Source organism: Ramlibacter sp. (genome assembly GCF_036676645.1).
In the GTDB taxonomy this organism is placed as follows: domain Bacteria; phylum Pseudomonadota; class Gammaproteobacteria; order Burkholderiales; family Burkholderiaceae_C; genus Ramlibacter.
In genome coordinates this window covers 1-20,897 of the sequence record NZ_JAKFCM010000071.1, presented here as the reverse complement: position 1 = coordinate 20,897, position 20,897 = coordinate 1, and the positions used below count along the sequence as shown (strand labels likewise).

At 70.9% G+C, this 20,897-nt stretch carries 21 protein-coding genes; 11 read left to right on the top strand and 10 right to left on the bottom strand.

Going from position 1 to position 20,897, the window contains the following annotated elements; genetic code table 11:
• Window positions 1-15: 15 nt before the first annotated feature.
• Genes V6M57_RS10830 through V6M57_RS10820 form a run of 3 tightly spaced genes read right to left on the bottom strand, consistent with a single transcriptional unit; the run spans window position 16 to window position 3,033 of the window.
• The gene (locus V6M57_RS10830) at window positions 16-1,206 is read right to left on the bottom strand and encodes an AI-2E family transporter (RefSeq protein WP_332815001.1); all 1,191 of its coding nucleotides are present in this window, start codon (window positions 1,204-1,206) and stop codon (window positions 16-18) included.
• A 40-nt stretch (window positions 1,207-1,246) separates the two neighbouring features.
• Window positions 1,247-1,990, bottom strand: coding sequence for a LytR/AlgR family response regulator transcription factor (locus V6M57_RS10825; RefSeq protein ID WP_332815000.1), 744 nt, complete (start codon window positions 1,988-1,990; stop codon window positions 1,247-1,249).
• Window positions 1,987-3,033 carry a sensor histidine kinase gene (locus V6M57_RS10820; RefSeq protein ID WP_332814999.1) on the bottom strand — a complete coding sequence of 349 codons (1,047 nt, stop codon included), beginning with the start codon at window positions 3,031-3,033 and terminating at the stop codon, window positions 1,987-1,989. Before V6M57_RS10820 ends, V6M57_RS10825 begins: the two co-directional genes overlap by 4 nt.
• A gap of 88 nt (window positions 3,034-3,121) precedes the next feature.
• Between V6M57_RS10820 and argH the strand changes: the two genes are divergently transcribed.
• The 4 genes from argH (at window position 3,122) to V6M57_RS10800 (ending at window position 8,215) form a co-directional block, all read left to right on the top strand.
• Complete coding sequence (argH, locus tag V6M57_RS10815) at window positions 3,122-4,513, top strand: argininosuccinate lyase (RefSeq protein ID WP_332814998.1); 1,392 nt, start codon at window positions 3,122-3,124, stop codon at window positions 4,511-4,513.
• 103 nt (window positions 4,514-4,616) lie between these two features.
• A complete protein-coding gene (locus tag V6M57_RS10810; RefSeq protein WP_332814997.1) occupies window positions 4,617-5,789 on the top strand; it encodes an alpha-hydroxy acid oxidase in 1,173 nt (390 codons plus the stop codon).
• A gap of 67 nt (window positions 5,790-5,856) precedes the next feature.
• On the top strand, window positions 5,857-7,041 hold the full coding sequence (gene dinB / locus V6M57_RS10805) for a DNA polymerase IV (RefSeq protein ID WP_332815019.1): 1,185 nt from the start codon (window positions 5,857-5,859) through the stop codon (window positions 7,039-7,041).
• 103 nt (window positions 7,042-7,144) lie between these two features.
• Window positions 7,145-8,215: a hypothetical protein gene (locus V6M57_RS10800; protein WP_332814996.1), complete on the top strand. Its 1,071-nt coding sequence runs from the start codon at window positions 7,145-7,147 to the stop codon at window positions 8,213-8,215.
• Between the two features lie 21 nt (window positions 8,216-8,236).
• Here the strand turns inward: V6M57_RS10800 and queF are convergent, their stop codons facing one another.
• The 4 genes from queF to V6M57_RS10780 are packed head-to-tail and all read right to left on the bottom strand — an operon-like array spanning window position 8,237 to window position 11,065.
• Window positions 8,237-9,085: an NADPH-dependent 7-cyano-7-deazaguanine reductase QueF gene (queF, locus tag V6M57_RS10795; RefSeq protein ID WP_332814995.1), complete on the bottom strand. Its 849-nt coding sequence runs from the start codon at window positions 9,083-9,085 to the stop codon at window positions 8,237-8,239.
• Window positions 9,086-9,143: 58 nt separating this feature from the next.
• Window positions 9,144-10,004 carry a 2OG-Fe(II) oxygenase gene (locus V6M57_RS10790; protein ID WP_332814994.1) on the bottom strand — a complete coding sequence of 287 codons (861 nt, stop codon included), beginning with the start codon at window positions 10,002-10,004 and terminating at the stop codon, window positions 9,144-9,146.
• Complete coding sequence (gene yaaA, locus V6M57_RS10785) at window positions 10,001-10,777, bottom strand: peroxide stress protein YaaA (protein WP_332814993.1); 777 nt, start codon at window positions 10,775-10,777, stop codon at window positions 10,001-10,003. The genes V6M57_RS10790 and yaaA overlap by 4 nt, the downstream gene beginning before the upstream one ends.
• 15 nt (window positions 10,778-10,792) lie before the next feature.
• Window positions 10,793-11,065 carry a hypothetical protein gene (locus tag V6M57_RS10780; RefSeq protein ID WP_332814992.1) on the bottom strand — a complete coding sequence of 91 codons (273 nt, stop codon included), beginning with the start codon at window positions 11,063-11,065 and terminating at the stop codon, window positions 10,793-10,795.
• Between the two features lie 63 nt (window positions 11,066-11,128).
• Here V6M57_RS10780 and hemA point away from each other — a divergent pair, with 63 nt between their 5' ends.
• The 5 genes from hemA (at window position 11,129) to V6M57_RS10755 (ending at window position 15,973) form a co-directional block, all read left to right on the top strand.
• Window positions 11,129-12,400 (top strand): glutamyl-tRNA reductase, encoded by a 1,272-nt coding sequence (gene hemA, locus V6M57_RS10775; protein ID WP_332814991.1) that lies wholly within the window; start codon window positions 11,129-11,131, stop codon window positions 12,398-12,400.
• A 102-nt stretch (window positions 12,401-12,502) separates the two neighbouring features.
• Window positions 12,503-13,600 (top strand): peptide chain release factor 1, encoded by a 1,098-nt coding sequence (gene prfA / locus V6M57_RS10770; protein WP_332814990.1) that lies wholly within the window; start codon window positions 12,503-12,505, stop codon window positions 13,598-13,600.
• Window positions 13,597-14,424 carry a peptide chain release factor N(5)-glutamine methyltransferase gene (prmC, locus tag V6M57_RS10765; RefSeq protein ID WP_332814989.1) on the top strand — a complete coding sequence of 276 codons (828 nt, stop codon included), beginning with the start codon at window positions 13,597-13,599 and terminating at the stop codon, window positions 14,422-14,424. The genes prfA and prmC overlap by 4 nt, the downstream gene beginning before the upstream one ends.
• Window positions 14,425-14,474: 50 nt before the next feature.
• Window positions 14,475-14,828: a Grx4 family monothiol glutaredoxin gene (gene grxD, locus V6M57_RS10760; RefSeq protein WP_332814988.1), complete on the top strand. Its 354-nt coding sequence runs from the start codon at window positions 14,475-14,477 to the stop codon at window positions 14,826-14,828.
• 146 nt (window positions 14,829-14,974) lie between these two features.
• Window positions 14,975-15,973, top strand: a complete 999-nt coding sequence (locus V6M57_RS10755) for an AAA family ATPase (protein ID WP_332814987.1) — start codon at window positions 14,975-14,977, stop codon at window positions 15,971-15,973.
• Between the two features lie 5 nt (window positions 15,974-15,978).
• Here the strand turns inward: V6M57_RS10755 and V6M57_RS10750 are convergent, their stop codons facing one another.
• Window positions 15,979-16,626, bottom strand: coding sequence for a lytic transglycosylase domain-containing protein (locus V6M57_RS10750; protein ID WP_332814986.1), 648 nt, complete (start codon window positions 16,624-16,626; stop codon window positions 15,979-15,981).
• The gene (locus tag V6M57_RS10745) at window positions 16,623-18,368 is read right to left on the bottom strand and encodes a proline--tRNA ligase (protein WP_332814985.1); all 1,746 of its coding nucleotides are present in this window, start codon (window positions 18,366-18,368) and stop codon (window positions 16,623-16,625) included. Before V6M57_RS10745 ends, V6M57_RS10750 begins: the two co-directional genes overlap by 4 nt.
• A 96-nt stretch (window positions 18,369-18,464) precedes the next feature.
• Here V6M57_RS10745 and V6M57_RS10740 point away from each other — a divergent pair, with 96 nt between their 5' ends.
• Window positions 18,465-19,118: an RNA pyrophosphohydrolase gene (locus V6M57_RS10740; protein ID WP_332814984.1), complete on the top strand. Its 654-nt coding sequence runs from the start codon at window positions 18,465-18,467 to the stop codon at window positions 19,116-19,118.
• Window positions 19,108-19,611 carry a CNP1-like family protein gene (locus V6M57_RS10735; RefSeq protein WP_332814983.1) on the top strand — a complete coding sequence of 168 codons (504 nt, stop codon included), beginning with the start codon at window positions 19,108-19,110 and terminating at the stop codon, window positions 19,609-19,611. The genes V6M57_RS10740 and V6M57_RS10735 overlap by 11 nt, the downstream gene beginning before the upstream one ends.
• Before the next feature lie 13 nt (window positions 19,612-19,624).
• Here the strand turns inward: V6M57_RS10735 and proB are convergent, their stop codons facing one another.
• Window positions 19,625-20,737 (bottom strand): glutamate 5-kinase, encoded by a 1,113-nt coding sequence (gene proB, locus V6M57_RS10730; RefSeq protein ID WP_332815018.1) that lies wholly within the window; start codon window positions 20,735-20,737, stop codon window positions 19,625-19,627.
• Window positions 20,738-20,897 lie beyond the last annotated feature (160 nt).

The window sequence follows — 20,897 nt, the reverse complement described above, 5'->3', positions numbered from 1 at the left end:
GGATTCTCGGGGCAATCAGGTGCCCAGAAGCTCACCGACCGGCTTGAGGTGCTCCACCCGGTCGCACACCGCCTTGATCACCATCATGATCGGAATGCCCAGCAGCAACCCCCACACGCCCCACAGCCAGCCCCAGAACAGCACGCCGATGAAGACGGACACGGCGTTCATGCGGCTGGCCTTGCTGGTCAGCCAGGGAACCAGCAGGTAGCCTTCCACGGTGTTGATCAGCAGCGAGGCGCCGGCCACCAGCAGCGGCAGCTCCAGCTCACCGGCCTGCATGAAGGCCACCAGCGCCGCCGCCAGGGTCACCAGGATGGAGCCGACGTACGGCACCAGGTTGAGGATGCCGGCGGCCACGCCCCACACGGCCGCATGCTCGAGGCCCAGCATGGCGAACACCACGCCGGTGACCATGCCCACGCCCAGGCTGGCCAGCAGCTGGACCAGCAGGTAGCGCTGGATCTGCACGTTGATCTCGTCCAGCGCCTGCACGGTCAGCTTCTTCTCCGACAGCCCCGGCCCCGCGATCTTGACCAGCTTGCGCCGGAAGGTGTCGCCCGACAGCAGCAGGAAATAGGTCAGGAAGGTCACCAGCACCACCTGCCCGACCAGGCTCACCAGGCCCACGGTCCCGCTCCACAGGTGCTCGCGGATGTCGAAGCGGGGTTTCTCCACGACGACGCGCTGCACCCCCTTCGGAGCCGGCGCCGCCGGCCGGGCGCCGGTATTGGCGGCTTCCGCCGCCTTCTCGAGCTCGGCGGCGGCCTTCTGCACGGGCTCGAGCGGAGTGTCACCGCCCACCCGCTGCTGCACCTTGGCGCGCACCCGCTCGGCGGCGGCCGGCAGCGACTCGATCAACTCGTTGGCGTCGTCTGCCAGCGACGCCAGCGCGAAGCCGCCGCCCAGCAGGATGGCCAGGAGCAGCACACCGGCCCCGAGCGGGCGCGGGATGCGCGCGCGCGCCATCGCCTCCACCACCGGCGCCAGCGCGTAGTAGAAGACGAAGCCGAGCATCAGCGGAATGAAGAACGCGCTGCCCCAGCGCAGCACCGCCAGCACCCCGAGGGTGGCCAGCACGGCCAGCGCCAGGCTGCGCGGGTCGGCCTGCGGGTGCAGCACCACCTGCGGCGGCTCCTGCGGGTCGATGTCCTGCGGTGGAGGGACTTCCTCCAGCACCGTGTCGACCTGATGCTCCGGGTTCATGGGGACGCCTCTCGCTGCCAACGAGTCCCCCCTGCCTGCCCTACCGGGTCAAGGCCTCCCGCACCGCCGTCAACTGCCGCCGCGACACCGCCAGCAGCTCATCGACGCCATTGAGCCGCACCGCCCAGCCCTCGCCTTCTTCGGGATCGTCGTGCCGTTCCAGCGACCGCACCGCCCGCAGCGCCACCAGCGCATTGCGGTGCACCCGCAGGAACTGCGGCGCATGGCGCTCTTCCAGCTCGCTGAGCGATGCATCCAGAATATAGCTCCGGGCTGCCGTGCGCACGGTGATGTATTTGAGTTCGGCCTTGAAATAGAGAACCTCCGACAGCGGAACGCGCTCCGTTCTGCCACGGTCCTGGATCACCAGCATCTCCTGCGGCTCGCCGGCCGGCGCGCGGCGCGCGGCCAGCGTCCGTTCCACCTTCTGCAGCGCGACCTGCAGCCGCTCCAGCCGCACCGGCTTGGTCAGGTAGTCCACCGCCTCGAGGTCGAAGGCTTCCACGGCGTGCTCGGAATGGGCGGTGACGAACACGACCGCGGGCTCGCGCGGCATGCCCCGCAGCGCCTGCGCCAGCGCCAGCCCATCCGCGCCCGGCATGCGCACGTCGAGCAGCACCGCATCGAAGCTGCCGCGGCGCAGGGCCTCCATGGCCTCGGTTGCGTTGGCCGCCTCCGCCGACACCCGCGCGCCCGGCGAGCGGCAATCGCCCAGCAGCGTGCGCAGCCGGGAGCGCGCCAGCGGCTCGTCGTCGACCACAAGGACCTGCAGGCTTTCACTCATGCCGGAATCTCCATCCTGACCTGGTAGATGCCGTCCTTCAGGACGGTTCGGAACTGCGCCTGCACATCGTGCAGCAGGCGCAGGCGGTCGCGCACGTTGGCCTGCGCCACGCCGTGCCCGGGCCGGCCCTGGCCGCTCGGGACCGTGTTGGTCACCTTGATCACCACCGCGGCGCCGCGCCGTTGCGTGCTGATCCTCACCTCGGCGCCGCGGGCGCTCGGCTCCACGCCATGCTTGACCGCGTTCTCCACCAGCGGCTGCAGGAACAGCGGCGGCACGCGGGCCTTGCCCGCGGCCGGGTCGATCGCCCACTCGACCTGCAGGCGCTCGCCGAAGCGCGCCTGCTCGATCGCCAGATAGTGCCGCGCCAGCGCCACCTCCTCCTCCAGCGTCACGGCCTCGCCCGGGTCGGCCAGGGCGCGCCGGAACAGGTCGCTCAGGTCCTCCAGCACCGCCTCGGCGCGCGCCGGGTCTTCGCGCACCAGCGCAATGGCGGTGTTGAGCGTGTTGAACAGGAAGTGCGGCTGGATGCGCGCCTGCAGCTCGGACAGGCGCGCGGTCGCCTCGGCCGGCAGCCGGCCCTTGGCGCGCAGCGCCAGCGCGGCCAGCAGCGCCGCCGCCAGCAGCGCACCGGTGAAGGCCGACGCCACCCAGGGCGCCGGCGCCGGCCAGGCCACCAGCGTCACCAGGCCGCAGCCGTACAGGCCGGCCAGCGCCCCCAGGACGATGCCGAACACGTGCTGGGCGGGCTGCGGCAGGCGGGCCAGCAGGCGCTTGAGGCTGCAGCCCACCACCAGCCACACCAGCGTGGCCGGAAGGGCGGCCCCACTGAGGACGGACAGGCGCGCCAGCCATTCGCGCAGCCCGTCGGCGCCGAACATGGCGCCCACGGCCATCACGGCCTCCACGAACAGCACCGCCCGCAGCACCACGCCGACCTGGCAGGCGTCGAACAGCAGCACCTGCCGCGACGCCGGCCGCACGGCTGCGCGGCCGGCATCGGGCAGGTCCTGGAAGGCCGATAAAATTCGAGAGTCTTTCATCCGGATCGGGCGCAGCCCGATTATTGGTGCATCCCGGTGCCCGGCCCTCTCGGGCCAACCACCTATCCGGGCGCCGCCCGCCCCCGCCATGTCGCAACTCGATCACAAGTCCCAAGCCTGGTCCGCGCTGTTCTCCGAGCCGGTGAGCGAGCTGGTCCAGCGCTACACCGCCAGCGTCGGCTTCGACCAGCGCCTGTGGCGGGCCGACATCCAGGGCTCGCTGGCCCACGCGGCCATGCTGGCGGCCCAGGGCATCATTTCCGCCCAAGACCTGGCCGACATCCGGCGCGGCCTGGCGCAGGTCGCGCAGGAGATCGAATCCGGCAGCTTCGAATGGAAGCTGGAACTCGAGGACGTGCACCTGAACGTGGAGGCCCGCCTGACGCAGCTGGTGGGCGACGCCGGCAAGCGCCTGCACACCGGCCGCAGCCGCAACGACCAGGTGGCCACCGACGTGCGCCTGTGGCTGCGCGGCGAGATCGACCTGATCGCAGGCCTGCTTTCGCAGCTGCAGCAGGCGCTGCTCGGCCTGGCCGAGCGCAACGCCGACGTGATCCTCCCCGGCTTCACCCACCTGCAGGTCGCCCAGCCCGTGAGCTTCGGGCACCACATGCTGGCCTACGTGGAGATGTTCGCGCGCGACGCCGAGCGCATGGCCGACGTGCGCAAGCGCGTCAACCGGCTGCCGCTGGGCGCGGCGGCACTGGCCGGCACCAGCTACCCGCTGGACCGCGAGGCCGTGGCGGCCGAACTGGGCATGGAGGGCGTGTGCCAGAACTCGCTGGACGCGGTGAGCGACCGCGACTTCGCCATCGAGTTCACCGCCGCCGCGACGCTGGCGATGGTGCACGTGAGCCGGCTGTCCGAGGAGCTGGTCCTGTGGACGAGCCAGAACTTCGGCTTCATCCGCATCGCCGATCGCTTCACCACCGGCTCGTCGATCATGCCGCAGAAGAAGAACCCGGACGTGCCCGAGCTCGCGCGCGGCAAGACCGGCCGCGTGGCCGGCCACCTGGTCGCGCTGGTGACCCTGATGAAGGGCCAGCCGCTGGCCTACAACAAGGACAACCAGGAAGACAAGGAGCCGCTGTTCGACACGGTGGACACGCTGCGCGACACGCTGCGCATCTTCGCCGACATGATGGACGGCATCACGGTGGACGCGCAGGCCATGGAGCAGGCGGCGCGCAGGGGCTTCGCCACCGCCACCGACCTGGCCGACTACCTGGTCAGGAAGGGCCTGCCGTTCCGCGACGCGCACGAGACCGTGGCGCACGCCGTCAGGGCGGCCCAGCAGCAGGGCTGCGACCTGTCCGAATTGCCGCTGGCCACGCTGCAGGGCTTCCACCCCTCGATCGGCCAGGACGTGTTCCAGGTGCTCTCGCTGCGCGGCTCGCTCGACGCCCGCAAGGTGCTGGGCGGCACCGCGCCGGAGCAGGTGCGGGCCCAGGTCGCGCGCCATCGCCGGCGGCTGGCCTGACCGGGTTCCCGCGGCCTGAGCAAAATTGCAGGGGCGGCGCCAAAACTTCAACCGGCCGCAACGGCCGGCGCATTAGCATGTCCGCGCCCGGAGGAGACCCATCTTGACCGTGATCACCAACATCGAAGACCTGCGCCTGCTGGCGCAAAGGCGCGTGCCCCGCATGTTCTACGACTACGCGGACTCGGGCTCGTGGACGGAGAGCACCTACCGCGCCAACGAGGACGATTTCGGCCGCATCCTGTTCCGCCAGCGGGTGGCGGTGAACATGGAAGGGCGCAGCACCCGCACCACCATGATCGGCCAGCCGGTGGCCATGCCGGTGGCGATCGCGCCCACCGGCCTGACCGGCATGCAGCATGCCGACGGAGAGATCCTGGCGGCCCGGGCGGCGAAGAAGTTCGGCATCCCGTTCACGCTGTCGACCATGAGCATCTGCTCGATCGAGGACGTGGCGCAGGCGACCGGCAACCACCCGTTCTGGTTCCAGCTGTACGTGATGCGCGATCGCGACTTCATCGAACGGCTGATCGACCGCGCCAAGTCGGCCAACTGCTCGGCGCTGGTGCTGACGCTGGACCTGCAGATCCTCGGCCAGCGCCACAAGGACCTGAAGAACGGCTTGTCGGCGCCCCCGAAGCTCACCGCCGCGAACATCCTGGACATGATGACCAAGCCGCGCTGGTGCCTGGGCATGCTGGGCACGCGGCGCCGGCAGTTCGGCAACATCGTCGGCCACGTCAAGGGCGTGGAGAACATGGGCTCGCTGTCCGAATGGACGGCCCGGCAGTTCGATCCGCGCCTGTCCTGGGCGGACGTGGAGTGGATCAAGAAGCGCTGGGGCGGCCCGCTGATCCTCAAGGGCATCCAGGACGTGGAGGACGCCCGCCTGGCGGTGGACTCCGGCGCCGACGCCCTGATCGTGTCCAACCACGGCGGCCGCCAGCTCGATGGCGCGCCCTCCTCCATCTCCGCCCTGCCGGAGATCGCCGAGGCGGTGGGCAGCCGCATCGAGGTGCACATGGATGGCGGCATCCGCTCCGGCCAGCACGTGCTCAAGGCGGTGGCGCTGGGCGCCAAGGGCACCTACATCGGCCGCGCCTTCCTGTACGGGCTGGGCGCCATGGGCGAGGAAGGCGTCACCCGCGCGCTGGAGATCATCCACAAGGAGCTCGACCTGTCCATGGCGTTCTGCGGCCGCACCGACATCGGTGCGGTGGACCGCGGCATCCTGCTGCCCGGCAGCTACCCGACCGGCACGCCGGCGGGGCACTGACCCGCCCGGCGCTGCGGGACAATCCCGCGCCGTGACCCCGCTGCGCCGCCGCATCGCCCACCTGGACATGGACGCGTTCTTCGCGTCGGTGGAGCTGCTGCGCTACCCGCAGCTCAAGGGCCTGCCGGTGGTGATCGGCGGGGGCCGCCGCAGGGTCGACGAGATGCTGCGCGAGCGCTTCGCCGGCCGGCCCTTGTCCGAGGTCCCGCCCGAGGCGTTCCCCCTGCTGAAGGACTACGTCGGCCGCGGCGTGATCACCACCGCGACCTATCCGGCGCGCCAGTTCGGGTTGGGATCGGCCATGGGCATGATGAAGGCGGCGCGCCTGTGCCCGCAGGCGCTGGTGCTGCCGGTGGACTTCGACGAGGTGCGCCGCTACTCGCGCGCCTTCAAGGCCGTGATCCGGGAGATCGCGCCGGTGGTGGAGGACCGGGGGGTCGACGAGGTCTACATCGACTTCACCGAGGTGCCCGGCGGGCAGCGCGAGGGCGGCCGCGTGCTGGCCCGCCTGATCCAGCGATCGATCTTCGCTGCCACCGGGCTGACCTGCTCGATCGGCGTGGCGCCCAACAAGCTGGTGGCCAAGATGGCCAGCGAGTTCGACAAGCCCAACGGGATCTCGGTGGTCTTCGAGGAGGACGTGCAGCCGCGCATCTGGCCGCTGCCGGTGCGCAAGATCAACGGCATCGGGCCGAAGGCCGAGGCCAGGCTGCACCGGCTGGGCATCCGCACCATAGGCGAGCTGGCGGCGCAGGAGCGCGAGCGGCTGGTGGAGCACTTCGGCCGCTCCACGGGCGCCTGGATGCACGATGCCGCCTGGGGCCGCGACGAACGGCCGGTGGTGACGGAGAGCGAGCCGGTGTCCATGAGCCGCGAGACCACCTTCGAGCGCGACCTCCATGCGGTGCGCGACCGGGCCGAACTGGGCGCGATCTTCACCGACCTGTGCGTGCGGGTGGCGGGCGACCTGCAGCGCAAGGGCTACGTGGGCAAGACCATCGGCATCAAGCTGCGCTACGACGACTTCCGCACCGCCACCCGCGACCAGACCCTGGCCCACTACACCGCCGACGCGAGCACGATCCGCCGGGTGGCCGGCCAGTGCCTCAAGCGCGTGCCGCTGCAGCAACCGCTGCGCCTGCTCGGGGTGCGCGTGGGCAAGCTGGCGCGGGAGGAGGAAGCCTCGGCCGCCGCAGCCGCGCCGCGGACCCGTGCAGCAGAGCCCCTCCCCGACCTGTTCGACCCGGCCTGATCCCCCCGCTTTCCGGCTTCCTACCGCAGGCCACGGGGCGGGCCTACAGCCCGGCACGGAGGGCGGCCTTAACTTGGCAGTCATCGCCCTGGAAAGCACTGCCATGAAGAACGACACACGGCTGCGCCACGGGCTGGCCGCCCTGCTGCTGTCCCTGCCCGTTGCCCTTGGAACGTCCGTCCAGCCGGCCCAGGCCCAGGCGCGGGCCACGGCATCCCCCGTGATCGACGGCCTGGAAGTCAATGCCGACGCCGCGCTGGCGCCCGGCTCCACCCTGGAATTCGCGCTTCGCGGCACGCCCGGGGGCACGGCCCAGGTGCAGGTTCCCGGCAGCAGCGTCAAGGTGCCGCTGCAGGAGCGCTCGCGCGGCGTGTACACCGGCAGCTACACGGTTCGGCGCAGCGAGCGCGGTCTTTCGCCGGGCAGCCTGATCCGCTCGCAGCTGACCGTGGCCGGGCGCACCAGCCAGGCCAGCTTCAACTTCCCGCCCTCGTTTGCTGCGGCCCAGCCAGCCGGCAGCACGGCCACTGCGGCGGCCGGCACGCGGGTGGATCGCTTCCACGCCAACCCGGTCGACCGGCTGGCGCCCGGCACCGAACTGAAGTTCGTGCTGGATGGCACACCGGGCGCCCGCGCCAGCATCCAGGTCCCCGGCCTGCCGCTGGCCATCCCCATGCAGGAGCAGACGCCCGGCCACTACCGGGCCAGCTACACGCTGCGGCTGCAGGACGTGGTGTCGCCCGGCCCGGTGGTGGCCACCCTGCGCAAGGGCGGGCGCGTCGCGACCGCGCAACTGGCCGAGCCGATGGTGGCCGGCGCTGCGCGACCCGCGGCCACCCTGGGCGCCGCACCGGCGAGCGCGCTGTCGCTGCAGGTGACCAGCCCCGGCCCGAACGCGGTGATCGAGGCGAGCCAGGCCCTCCTGCAGGGCCGTACCGCGCCCGGTGCCCGTGTCCACATCAAGGTCGACGCCGTGCCGCCGGCGGCACCCGGGCGCCTGAGCATCGCCCAGCCGGTGGTTCAGCAGACCGTGCAGGCCGACGTGAACGGCAACTTCAGCCTGGACCTCGGCTCCAGGCGCTTTGCGCCCGGCACCCGGTTCGAGGTGCAGATGAGTGCGCAGCAGGGCGCGCAGACGACCGCGGAGCAACGGCTGGTGCTGTACCAGGGGTGAGCCGCGGCGCCGCCGCCCGCTTCACTGGCGCGCGGTGCGCACGTTGGCGGGCAGCGCCAGGGGATGGCTGGTGCGGAACGGATTGATGTCCAGTCCGCCGCGCCGGGTGTAGCGCGCGTACACGGCCAGCTTGGTGGGCCGGCAATGGCGCCGGATGTCCATGAAGATGCGCTCCACGCACTGCTCGTGGAACTCGTCGTGCTGCCGGTAGCTCACCAGGTAGCGCAGCAGCCCGCCCTGGTCGATCTGCGGGCCGGCGTAGCGGATCTGCACCGAACCCCAATCGGGCTGCCCGGTGATCAGGCAGTTGCTCTTGAGCAGGTTGCTGGTGAGCACCTCCTCCACCGGCTGCTCGTCGAAGGCGGCGCACAGCAGGGCCGGCTCGGGCGTGTAGTGGGTGCATTCGATGTCCAGCCGGTCCAGCAGCAGGCCGTCGAGCTCATGCACCTGCTCCCGGTCGAAGGCGTCGGCGGGAACCAGGCGCACGCCGACGGATCCGGCCGATCCGCTGCCCCGCCACGCCGCCTCGGCGATGTCGGCACGCAGGCGCGCCAGCACCTCATCGGCCGACCCGAAGCGGCTGCCCGAGAAGCTGTTGACGTACAGCTTGAAGGACTTGCTCTCGATGATGTTGGGAGTCTCGCAGGGCACGGTGACGTGCGCGATGGCCACCACCGGCTTGCCCCGCGGCGTCAGCCAGCTCAGCTCGTAGGCGGTCCACAGGTCGGCGCCGAAGAACGGCGGTTGCGCGGCCACGCCGATCTCCTGCCGCTTGGGGGCGCGCGGAATCGGGAACAGCAGCTCGGGCGCGTAACGGTCGGGGCAAGGGGCCGGCTTGCCGAGCAGCGACTGGTCGGGCGTGTTGGGCATCAGCGGTAAGTGGGGTGCAGGCGGCCGGATGCCGGTGCCGGATGGAAGCGAAGCCGGCTCACTCGAAGCGGCGCTCGCGCAGCCACTTGGTGGCGATCCACTTCTCGCCGGCCAGCACCGGCGCGCCGCCGTGCAGCGTGCGGGTGGACGGGTGCGGCCGCTCGTAGCTGAAGAACACGCCGTGCCCGCGCTTGGGGAACACCTCCAGGTGCACGTCGGGGAAGGTGGTGCCGCCGCCCTTTTCCGGCTCGGCCAGGTACATCACCAGGGTGCCCACGCGCTGGCCTCCGCGCTTGAGGATGGTGGGCGTGCCGGGCTCGGCGGGGTCGAAGTAGTCGTAGTGGGGCTTGTACTCGGCGCCCGGGCGGTAGTGCAGCACCTGCAGGCCTTCACCGTTCTCCTGTGGCCAGTGCAGCAGGCGCGCGATGCGGGCTTCGATCCGGGTCACCAGTTCGTTCTCGCCGCGCTGGAAGAACATGCCCTGGCTGGTGCGGTCGTCGTTGACCTCCTCGCCGCCGGTCCTGGTGGCGACCGTGAGCGAGCGCGCCATGCGCGGGCGCGCCAGGTCGATCAGCTCGTCGCACTCGGGGTCGGACAGCAGGTTGCCGAACACGACGACGCGCGGGTTGTACATGTTCTGCAGCACGTGCACGCGCCGGTCGCCCGCATCCACGTACAGCGGCGATTCGTCCAGCTTCGGATCCGGCACCGGCACCGACGGCGGCAGGCCGTCGGCGACGGCCTTGGCTTCCAGGTGGCTGCGCAGCGTGCTCTCCATGGCCTCGACGGCCACCTGCTCCTGCCAGCCGCTGGCCAGCATCGAGCGCAGCACCGATTCGGCGCTGTGGCCGGCCTGGGCCTGCGCCACGATCCACTGTCGCAGCTCGGGGGTGACCTGCTGTTGGGCTCGGGTGGTCATGGCTGCATTTTCCGACGGAATACCAGCCGGTCGGCGCCGGAAGTCTTCGGGTCGAACCCGTAGCCTTCGAGATCGAAGCCGTGCAGGTCCTCGGGCCGGCGGGCGCGCTGGCGGATGGCGTAGCGCGCCATCAGGCCGCGGGCCTTCTTGGCGAAGAAGCCGATCACCCTGTAGCGTCCGTCCTTCCAGTCCTCGAACACGCAATCGACGACCCGCGCCTTCAGCGGCTTGCGGTCGACGGAGCGGAAATACTCCTGCGACGCCAGGTTGACGATCACCGGATCGGGGTCGTCCGCGAGTTCTTCGTCGAGCAGGCCGGCAATGTCGCTGCCCCAGAACTGGTACAGGTTGCGCGCCCGCCCCACGGCCAGCGCCGTGCCCATCTCCAGCCGGTAGGGCTGCATCCAGTCGTAGGGGCGCAGCACGCCATACAGGCCGCTGAGCATCCGGAGGTGCGCCTGCGCCCAGTCCAGGTCGGCGCGCGCCAGGCTGGCCGCGTCCAGCCCTTCGTAGACGTCGCCCGCGAAGGCCAGCACCGCCTGCCGGGCCGTCGCTTCGTTCGGCTCCGGCGACCAGGCGCGGTAGCGGGCCACGTTCAGTTCGGCCAGGGCGGGGCTGATGGCCATCAGGTCGGCAACCTGCCGGGCCGACTTGCGGCGCAGCGCCGCGATCAGGCGCTGCGAGCGCTCGGGGAAGCGCGGCAGCGTGTGCGGCAGGTCGGGCAGGGGTGAGTCGTAGTCCAGCGTCTTGGCTGGCGAGAGCAGGAACAGCATGCTTGGTCGAAAGGCCTACTTCCAGCCCCGGGCCAGCAGCCACTGGGCGGAAGCGGCCGCCAGCACCGTGGCCGCGTAGGTGGCCATCCTGCCGTCCCGCCCGAACCCCCACAGGCCCGCGGCGAGCACGGCGGCCGCGGCCAGCGCCACCAGCCCGGCCTGCACCCAGAAGCGGCCGCTGCGCCGGCTTCGGAACACCACGCGGGCCGCCAGCGGCAGGGCCAGGCCCAGGAACAACGCGGGCGCCAGGAAACTCGTCAAATGGACCAGGAAGTCGATCGGACCCATCGGGCGGGGTGCTTTGATGCAGGCTAAGTGCTTGGAAATGCGGAGAATTTTATAATCGCAACCATGGCAGTCTGGGCCTTGGGCATCAACCACACGACGGCCCCGCTGGACTTGCGGGGCCGTTTCGCGTTCGCCATCGACCAGATCGCGCCCACCCTGCAGGCGCTGCGCCTCAACCTGCAAGGTCCGCTGACCCGGCAGCCCGAGGCGGCCATCCTGTCCACCTGCAACCGCACGGAGATCTACTGCGCCGGGCCGGACAACGGCGTCGAGCCCACGCTCGAGTGGCTGGCGCACTCGGGCGGCGTGTCCCCTGCCCTGCTGCGCTCGCATGCATACGCCCTGCAAGGCGGCATGGCCGCGCGCCACGCCTTCCGCGTCGCCAGCGGCCTCGATTCGATGGTGCTGGGCGAGGCCCAGATCCTGGGCCAGCTGAAGGACGCGGTGCGCGTGGCGGACGAGGCAGGCGCGCTGGGCACCACGCTGAACCAGTTGTTCCAGCGCTCCTTCGCCGTCGCCAAGGAAGTGCGCAGCGCCACCGAGATCGGCGCCCACTCGATCAGCATGGCCGCCGCCGCGGTGCGGCTGGCCAGCCAGCTGTTCGAGGACCTGGGCCGGATCAAGGTGCTGTTCGTCGGCGCCGGCGAGATGATCGAACTGGCGGCCACCCATTTCGCGGCCCGCAACCCGGCGCACATCGCGGTGGCCAACCGCACGCTGGAGCGCGGCGAGAAGCTGGCCCTGCGCTTGGGCGCCGAGGTGATGCGGCTGGCCGACCTGCCCGGGCGGCTGCACGAGTTCGACGCCGTGATCAGTTCCACCGCGAGCCAGCTGCCCATCATCGGGCTGGGCGCCGTGGAGCGGGCCGTGAAGGCCCGCAAGCACCGCCCGATGTTCATGGTCGACCTGGCGGTGCCGCGCGACATCGAGCCCGAGGTCAAGGCGCTGGAGGACGTGTACCTCTACACCGTGGACGACCTGGCCCATGTGGTGCAGGCCGGCCAGGCCCAGCGCGAGGCGGCGGTGGCCCAGGCCGAGGCCATCATCGATGCCGGCGTGCAGAGCTTCCTGCACTGGATGGACCAGCGCGGCACCGTGCCGCTGATCCGCCAGCTCAACGCCCAGGCCGACGAGTGGCGCGCCCTGGAGCTCGCCCGCGCCCGCAAGCTGCTGGCCCGGGGCGAGGACGTCGACGCGGTGCTGGAAGCCCTGTCCAGGGGGCTGACCCAGAAGATGCTGCACGGCGCCCTGGCCGAGCTGCATGCCGGCGATGCCGCCGCGCGCGAGCGCGCCAGCACCGCCATCGAGCACTTCTTCCTGCGCAAAGAGCGTTAGCTGTGACTGCGCCCTGCGGGCGCATGGCCTCGCTGCGCATCGAGGACGAATGGCGAATGCGCGGCGCCGTCATCTGTCATTCGTCATTCGTCATTCCCCCCGATGAAACCCTTCCTCCGCCAGCAACTCGAGCGCTACCCGGTCCGCCTGCAGGAGCTGGACTTCTTCCTGCAGCAGCCGGACACGGCCAACGACATGGAGCGCTATCGCGCGCTCACGCGCGAGCACGCCGAGGTCAGCGAGGTGGCGGGGCGCTACCGGCGCTGGCTGCAGCGCGAGTCCGACCTGGCGCAGGCCCGCGAAATGCTGGAGGACGCGGAGATGGCCGACATGGCGCGCGAGGAGATCGCCGCCCTCGAGGCGGAACTGCCGGCGCTGGAAGAGGAGCTGCAGCTGCTGCTGCTCCCCAAGGACCCGGACGACTCGCGCAATGTCTTCCTGGAGGTCCGCGCCGGCACCGGCGGCGACGAATCGGCCCTGTTCGCCGGCGACCTGCTGCGCATGTACACCCGCTACGCCGATCGCCGGGGCTGGCGCTGCGAACTGGTGAGCGAAAGCCCGGGCGAGGTCGGCGGCTACAAGGAGGTGGTGCTGCGCGTCGTCGGCGAGGGCGCCTACGGCAGGCTGAAGTTCGAGTCGGGCGGCCACCGCGTGCAGCGGGTGCCGGCGACCGAGGCCCAGGGCCGCATCCACACCAGCGCCTGCACGGTGGCCGCGCTGGCCGAGCCCGACGAGGCCCAGGCGGTGCAGATCAACCCGGCCGACCTGCGCATCGACACCTTCCGCGCCAGCGGCGCCGGCGGCCAGCACATCAACAAGACCGATTCGGCGGTCCGGATCACGCACCTCCCGACCGGCATCGTCGCCGAGTGCCAGGACGACCGCTCCCAGCACCGCAACAAGGCCAGGGCACTGCAGGTGCTGGCCGCGCGCATCCAGGACAGGGAGCGCAGCGAGCGCGAGGCGAAGGAGGCGGCCACGCGCAAGGGCCTGATCGGCAGCGGCGACCGCAGCGACCGCATCCGCACCTACAACTTCCCGCAGGGGCGCGTCACCGACCACCGCATCAACCTGACCCTCTACAAGCTGGCTTTCGTGATGGAAGGCGAGCTGGACGAACTGGTCGAGGCCCTGCTGCTGGCGCAGAAGGCCGAGCAGTTGCAGGAACTGGAGCTCGGCCTGGGCGCGCCGGCCGCATGAACATCGGGCAGGCACTCCGGCAAGCCGCCACGGCCGGCGTGGCGCGGCTCGATGCGCACCTGCTCCTGCTGCATGCGCTGGGCCGGCCCGCCAGCGACCGGGCGTGGCTGCTGGCCCACGACGACGATGAATGCCGGCCGGAGGACCACGCGCAGTTCGAGGCGCTATGCCGGCGCCGCCTGGCCGGCGAGCCGGTCGCCTACCTGACCGGCCACAAGGAATTCTTCGGGATGCCGCTCGCCGTCGATTCGCGCGTGCTGGTGCCGCGGCCCGAAACCGAGACCCTGGTCGAGTGGGCGCTGCAGGCGGTCGAAGGCGTTCGCGGGCCGCGGATCGTGGACCTGGGCACGGGCAGCGGCGCCATCGCGCTGGCGCTCGCCAGCCGGCGGCCCGACGCACGGATCGAGGCCGTCGACGCCAGCGCCGGGGCCCTCGAAGTCGCCGGCGCCAACGCGCGGCGGCTGGGCCTGCGGGTCCGGCTCAGGCAGGGCCACTGGCTCGACGGCTGCGAGGGCGTCCATGACCTGATCGTGAGCAACCCGCCGTACGTGCGCGACGGCGACGAGCACCTGGCGGCGCTGGTCCACGAGCCTCCGCACGCACTCGCTGCCGGGGCGGACGGCCTGGACGACCTGCGCCGGATCGTCGAATCGGCCCCGGCGCGGCTGGCGCCCGGGGGCTGGCTGCTGCTGGAGCACGGCTGGGACCAGGCCGAAGCCGTTCGCGCGCTCCTGCGCGGCGCCGGGTTGACCGGCGTGGAGACCCGAAAAGACCTCGCCGGCATTGACCGGTGTTCGGGCGGGCGGCGGCCCGAGCGGGGATAATCCGCCTAGACTAGTCGGGGCAGGCCCCCAACCTCCTGGAGAAACGAAACATGAGCGACGTCCAGCAACGCATCGACCAGCTGGTCAAGAACAACGAAGTGCTGCTGTTCATGAAGGGCAGCGCCAGCTTCCCCATGTGCGGCTTCTCGGGCCGCGCGGTCCAGGTCCTCAAGGCCTGCGGCGTGGACCCTCAGTCACTGGCCACCGTGAACGTGCTGGAGGACGACGAGATCCGCCAGGGCATCAAGGACTACAGCAGCTGGCCGACGATCCCGCAGTTGTACGTGCGCGGCGAGTTCATCGGCGGCTCGGACATCATGATGGAGATGTACCAGAGCGGCGAGCTGCAGCAGGTGCTGGGCGCCAGCGCGGGCGGTGCCCCCGCCTCCGGCACCCAGGGCTGAAACCCCCGTCAGCAGCCGGCGCCGCCGGCTGCCAGCCTCGACTCGGCGTTTTTCCGACAACGGGTCGGTCCTGCGGACCGACTCGATTGAACTCCCGCCCGGCCTATGCTGGAATGAACCCAGCCGCCGAGCAAAGGAGTAGCGCGATGGACAGCCGAAGTCTGGTCCCCCACCAATCCGCGTCGTTCAGGCTCCCGATCGCGCACCTGCGCGACGTGTTCCGGCCGCACGAGGTCGAGCGCAAGCTGGCCAAGCTGCCGGGCAAGGACCACGAGAACCTGCGCAGCACCTACGAGCGCATGCTCGAGCGCGGCCCCGAGCGCTTCCAGGTCAAGCCCAGCGGCGTGCCCGACATGGCGGCGCTCTACGCGGAACTGCCCAACTTCGCCGAGGCCCTGGACGATGTGCGGCGCCATGTGGCGCTGTCGCAGGACAGCCGCGACGGCCTGGAGGTCACGCCCATGCTGCTGCTCGGCCCGCCCGGCATCGGCAAGACCCACTTCGCGCGCAAGCTGGCGGAGCTGCTGGGCACGGGGATGAACCTGGTGCCCATGAGTTCCATGACGGCGGGCTGGCTGCTCTCGGGTGCCTCCTCGCAGTGGAAGGGTGCCAAGCCGGGCAAGGTGTTCGAGGCGCTGGTCGAAGGCCAGTACGCCAACCCGGTGATCGTCGTCGACGAGATCGACAAGGCCTCCGCCGACGCGCAGTACGACCCGCTGGGCGCGCTGTACGGCTTGCTCGAACACGACACGGCACAGGCCTTCGTCGACGAGTTCGCGGAGGTCTCGATCGACGCCAGCCAGGTGATCTGGATCCTGACCGCCAACGACGAGCGCGCCATTCCCGACCCCATCCTCAATCGCATGAACGTGTTCGAGGTCGAACCGCCCTCCTTCGAGGCGGCCCGCCAGATCGCCCGCAACCTGTATGCCGGCATCCGCGGCGAACACGGCTGGGGCGCGCGCTTCCGGCCCGAGCCCTCCGACGCGGTGCTCGACCAGCTGGCGGAACTGGCGCCGCGCGACATGCGCCGCGCCCTCATGACCGGCTTCGGCAATGCGCGGCTCCACCAGCGCGACGAGATCGGCCTGGACGACCTGCCCAGGCCGGCGTCGGCCAAGGGCCGGATCGGCTTCGTGCAGTAGGGCGATCAGTTGCCTGCGGCGCCGCTCCGGGGCAGGCCCGGATCGTTGAACCGCCAGCGGCGGCTGGCGGCGAACACTGCATTCGGGTAGGGCGCCTTGCCGCGGCTGCCGTTGTAGCGCCCGAGCGCCATGAACAGGTCGCCGCGCTCGCGGTCGATGTAGTGGCGCAGGATCACGCAGCCGAAACGCAGGTTGGTCTGCATGTGGAACAGCTTGCCCGCGTCGCCGTCGCCGATCAGCCGGCTCCAGAACGGCATCACCTGCATGTAGCCGCGGGCGCCGACCCGACTGACCGCGAACTTGCGGAAGGCACTCTCGACCTGGATCAGGCCGAGCACCAGGGCCGTGTCCAGGCCGGCGCGCCGGCTCTCGTACCAGACCGTCTGCAGGAACTCCTTGCGCTCGTGCCATTCGGCCTTGCGGCGGGCCAGCCGCGGGCTCATGGCGCCCAGCCAGCGCAGGTAGGCCAGCCGCGATTCGGTGTCGGGGAACTGGGGCACCGGCGGGGCCGAGTTGGCGATGGCCGAACCGAGGGCGGTGCGCACCGAATCGGCCAGCGGCTCCTCGATCTGGGCGCCGGCGTGGGCCGCCGGCAAGGACCACGGCGCCGCCCCCCCAGCCAGCAGCGCCAGCGCCGCGCGCCGCCCGATCACGCCTGCAGGCGGCCGCGCAGGAAGGCCGCCACCTCGGCGCCAGGCACCTGCGTGGCCGCGGCGTCGCGGCGGTGCTGGTATTCCAGCTGGCCCTCCTTCAGGCCACGGTCGGAGATCACCACGCGGTGCGGCACGCCGACCAGTTCCCAGTCGGCGAACATCGCACCGGGCCGCTCGCCCCGGTCGTCCAGCATCACGTCGATGCCGGCGGCCGCGAGCTCGTCGTGCAGGCCGTGGGCAGCCTCGCGCACCGCGGCGCTGCGATCCATGCCGATCGGGCACAGGACCACCGTGAACGGCGCGATCGCATCCGGCCAGATGATTCCGCGCTCATCGTGGTTCTGCTCGATGGCGGCGGCCGGCAGGCGCGTGATGCCGATGCCGTAGCAGCCCATCTCCATCGGCTGCGGCTTGCCGGCCTCGTCGAGGAAGGTGGCCTGCATGGGCTCGCTGTACTTGGTGCCCAGGTAGAAGATGTGGCCGACCTCGATGCCGCGCTCGATGGCGAGCCGCCCCTGGCCATCGGGTGACAGGTCGCCCTCGACCACATTGCGCAGGTCGGCCAAGGCGTCGGGTTCCGGCAGGTCGCGCCCCCAGTTCACGCCGGTGAGGTGGAAGCCCTCCTCGTTGGCGCCGCACACCCAGTCGGACATGACGGCCACTTCGCGATCGGCGACGATGCGCACCGGCTTCTTCAACCCGATGGGCCCGAGATAGCCCGGGGGCGTGCCGAAGTGATCGACGATCTCCTGGACGGTCGCGAAGCGGAAACCCTTGTCCAGGCCTGCGACCTTGCCGACCTTGATCTCGTTCATGTCGTGGTCGCCGCGCAGCAGCAGCAGCCACAGCTGCGGCTTCGCGACCACGCCGGCTTCATCGACCGGGTCGGTCGCCAGCACCAGCGACTTGACCGTGCGGTCCAGCGGCAGCCCGAGCATCTCGGCGACGTCGGCGCAGGTGCTCCTGCCGGGCGTCGGGGTCTTCTCCATGCGCTGCGCGGCAGCCGGCCTCGGCCCGGCCGGGGCCAGTGCTTCGGCCTTTTCCATGTTGGCCGCGTACGCGCTGTCCGGGCAATAGACCACGGCATCCTCGCCGGTGGCCGCGATGACCTGGAATTCCTCCGACAGGTCGCCACCGATCGCGCCGCTGTCGGCCGCCACCGCGCGGTAGCGCAGGCCGAAGCGGTCGAAGATCGCGCGGTAGGCCTTGGCCATCGCCTGGTAGCTGGCCTTGGCGCCGGCAGCGTCGCGATCGAAGCTGTAGGCGTCCTTCATGATGAACTCGCGGCTGCGCATCACGCCGAAGCGCGGGCGCCGCTCGTCACGGAACTTGGTCTGGATGTGGTACAGGTTCTTGGGCAACTGCTTGTAGCTGCGCAGCTCCTGGCGCCCGATGTCGGTGACCACCTCCTCGCTGGTCGGCTGGATGACGAAGTCGCGCTCGTGGCGGTCCTTCACGCGCATCAGCTCCGGGCCCATCTTCGACCAGCGGCCGGTCTCCTGCCAGTACTCGGCCGGCTGCACCACCGGCATCAGCAGTTCCACCGCGCCGGCGCGATTCATTTCCTCGCGCACGATCGCCTCGATCTTGCGCACCACGCGCAGGCCCATGGGCATCCAGGTGTAGATGCCGGCGCCCAGCTTCCTGACCATGCCTGCGCGCATCATCAGCCGGTGGCTCACCACCTCGGCATCGGCGGGCGCTTCCTTGAGCGTGGAGATCAGGAATTGGGAGGCTTTCATTCGGGAAAACGGGGGAGCGTGAGGCCTGCTGAGTTCTTGGCGCACGCGCAGGGCGGCGTGCATAATGGACTCAGTTCAAAAGTTTGGGGTTTGATTATGCTTGACCGGGACGGCTTCAGGCCCAACGTCGGCATCATCCTGCTCAACCAGAAAAACCAGGTGTTCTGGGGCAAGCGAATCCGCACCCACAGCTGGCAGTTTCCGCAAGGCGGGATCGATCGCGGTGAGACGCCCGAACAGGCGATGTTCCGCGAGTTGCACGAAGAAGTCGGGCTCATGCCCGAACACGTGCGCATCATCGCCCGCACCCGCGACTGGTTGCGCTACGAGGTGCCGGACCGCTACATCCGGCGCGATGCGCGCGGGCACTACAAGGGCCAGAAGCAGATCTGGTACCTGCTGCAGCTGATGGGGCAGGACTGGAACCTGAACCTGCGCGCCACCAGCCACCCCGAGTTCGACGCCTGGCGCTGGAACGACTACTGGGTGCCGCTGGACGTGGTGGTCGAATTCAAGCGCGGGGTGTACGAGATGGCGCTGACCGAGCTGGCCCGCTTCGTTCCGCGGCACGACCACCGCAACCGCTACCTGCGCAGCGGCATGCGGTCGCGCGAGCCGGCGCAGCATGAGCCGGCGCCCGATGTCGCCGGCCGCGGCCCCGCATTCGAGTTGCCGCCGGGCGCCACTTTCGAGCCCGATCCGCAGTCCGCGCTGCAGCCGCAGCCGGCCGGAAGCAACCGTGCGAATTAGGGTCGCCTTCGCCGGCCTGCTGCTGTGCGGGGCGTTCGCCCATGCGCAGCTGGTGGACCGCGATCCCGACTGGAAGGAGGCCGCCGCGCCCCCGCCGCCGGCCGTGCAGACCACCCGGCTGCTGCCCATCGAGATGCGCGGTTCGGTGCTGCGCTGGGGCGTCGATCCGGCTTCCATCAGCCTGGGCCCGGACGGCGTGGTGCGCTACGTGGTGGTGGCGCAGAGCGACAGCGGCACGGTGAACGCGCTGCACGAGGGCTTGCGCTGCCGCACGGCGGAGTCCACCGTCTACGCGCGCCATTCGGGTGGCCGGTGGGTGCCCGTGGTCGACCGCGAGTGGAAACCTGTCCATGGCGACGGCACCCGCCTGCACACGCTGGTGATCGCGCGCAACGGCGCCTGCCTGGGCCATGCGCCCAACCGCTCGGCGGAACAGATCGCGCGCGACCTGGCGGCCCCGGCCGACACCCGCTTCCGCCCCGAACTGCGCTGACCGCCCCCCGCGCTCAGCGCGTGAGGACCAGGTTGGTGCGGTGGATCATCTCGGGCTCGGCCATGTAGCCGAGCAGCTTCTCGATCTCGCCGGATGGCTTGCGGCACAGCAGCCGAGCCTCGGCGCTGGCGTAGTTGGCCAGCCCGCGCGCGATCTCGGCGCCCGCGGGGTCGCGCACCGCGATCACCTCGCCTCGCGAGAACTCGCCCTCCACGGCGGTCATGCCGATCGGCAGCAGGCTCTTGCCTTCGCGCACCAGCTTGGCGACCGCGCCGTGGTCCACCAGCACCGCGCCACGCAGCTGCAGCTGGTCGGCCATCCAGCGCTTGCGCGCCTGGCTTTTGCGGGTCGGCGCCACCAGCAGCGTGCCTATGCCTTCGCCGCCGGCCAGCCGCGGCAGTGCGTCGGGCTCGCGGCCCCAGGCGATGACGGTCGACGCGCCGGAACGGGCGGCCCGCCGCGCGGCCAGGATCTTGGTGATCATGCCGCCCTTGCCGATGCTGGAGCCAGCGCCGCCGGCCATGGCTTCCAACGCGGGGTCGCCGGCAGCGCCGACATGCACGAAACGCGCCTGCGGGTCCCGGCGCGGGTCGGCCGTGTAGAGGCCGCGCTGGTCGGTCAGGATCACCAGCAGGTCGGCCTCGACCAGGTTGGCCACCAGCGCGCCCAGGGTGTCGTTGTCGCCGAACTTGATCTCGTCGTTGACGACGGTGTCGTTCTCGTTGATGACCGGCAGCACGCCCAGCGCCAGCAGCGTCAGCAGCGTGGAGCGGGCGTTGAGATAGCGCTCGCGGTCGGCCAGGTCGGCGTGCGTGAGCAGCACCTGGGCGGAGCGCAGGCCGTTCTCCCGCAGCTTGGTCTCGTACATCTGGGCCAGGCCCATCTGGCCGACCGCGGCGGCCGCCTGCAGCTCGTTGAGTTCGCGCGGGCGGGCACTCCAGCCCAGGCGCTTCATGCCCTCGGCGATGGCGCCGCTGGACACCATGATGAGCTCGCGCCCGTCGCGCTCCAGCGCCGCCAGCTGGCGGCACCACTCGCCGATCGCGGCTTCGTCCAGCCCGCGGCCTTCGTTGGTGACCAGGCTGGAGCCGACCTTGACCACGATGCGGCGGGCGCCGCGCAGCAGCTGCCGGTGCCGGTGCCCGGTCCCGTGGGCTTGCCCGTCGGCGCTCACTGGCCTACCCTCACTTCCGTGATGAGGGTGCAACCGCGATGCAGGGTTGTCCACGGCGGCGGGCGTCGCTTGCGACGAACGCACGCCGCGGTGGACAACCCGTGTTCAGCGC

Bases quoted from the DNA above. Each gene is read 5' to 3' on its own strand.
- V6M57_RS10830 (WP_332815001.1), bottom strand. From the start codon at position 1,206: ATGAACCCGGAGCATCAGGTCGACACGGTGCTGGAGGAAGTCCCTCCA.
- V6M57_RS10825 (WP_332815000.1), bottom strand. From the start codon at position 1,990: ATGAGTGAAAGCCTGCAGGTCCTTGTGGTCGACGACGAGCCGCTGGCG.
- V6M57_RS10820 (WP_332814999.1), bottom strand. From the start codon at position 3,033: ATGAAAGACTCTCGAATTTTATCGGCCTTCCAGGACCTGCCCGATGCC.
- argH (WP_332814998.1), top strand. From the start codon at position 3,122: ATGTCGCAACTCGATCACAAGTCCCAAGCCTGGTCCGCGCTGTTCTCC.
- dinB (WP_332815019.1), top strand. From the start codon at position 5,857: ATGGACGCGTTCTTCGCGTCGGTGGAGCTGCTGCGCTACCCGCAGCTC.
- V6M57_RS10800 (WP_332814996.1), top strand. From the start codon at position 7,145: ATGAAGAACGACACACGGCTGCGCCACGGGCTGGCCGCCCTGCTGCTG.
- queF (WP_332814995.1), bottom strand. From the start codon at position 9,085: ATGCCCAACACGCCCGACCAGTCGCTGCTCGGCAAGCCGGCCCCTTGC.
- V6M57_RS10790 (WP_332814994.1), bottom strand. From the start codon at position 10,004: ATGACCACCCGAGCCCAACAGCAGGTCACCCCCGAGCTGCGACAGTGG.
- yaaA (WP_332814993.1), bottom strand. From the start codon at position 10,777: ATGCTGTTCCTGCTCTCGCCAGCCAAGACGCTGGACTACGACTCACCC.
- V6M57_RS10780 (WP_332814992.1), bottom strand. From the start codon at position 11,065: ATGGGTCCGATCGACTTCCTGGTCCATTTGACGAGTTTCCTGGCGCCC.
- hemA (WP_332814991.1), top strand. From the start codon at position 11,129: ATGGCAGTCTGGGCCTTGGGCATCAACCACACGACGGCCCCGCTGGAC.
- prfA (WP_332814990.1), top strand. From the start codon at position 12,503: ATGAAACCCTTCCTCCGCCAGCAACTCGAGCGCTACCCGGTCCGCCTG.
- prmC (WP_332814989.1), top strand. From the start codon at position 13,597: ATGAACATCGGGCAGGCACTCCGGCAAGCCGCCACGGCCGGCGTGGCG.
- grxD (WP_332814988.1), top strand. From the start codon at position 14,475: ATGAGCGACGTCCAGCAACGCATCGACCAGCTGGTCAAGAACAACGAA.
- V6M57_RS10755 (WP_332814987.1), top strand. From the start codon at position 14,975: ATGGACAGCCGAAGTCTGGTCCCCCACCAATCCGCGTCGTTCAGGCTC.
- V6M57_RS10745 (WP_332814985.1), bottom strand. From the start codon at position 18,368: ATGAAAGCCTCCCAATTCCTGATCTCCACGCTCAAGGAAGCGCCCGCC.
- V6M57_RS10740 (WP_332814984.1), top strand. From the start codon at position 18,465: ATGCTTGACCGGGACGGCTTCAGGCCCAACGTCGGCATCATCCTGCTC.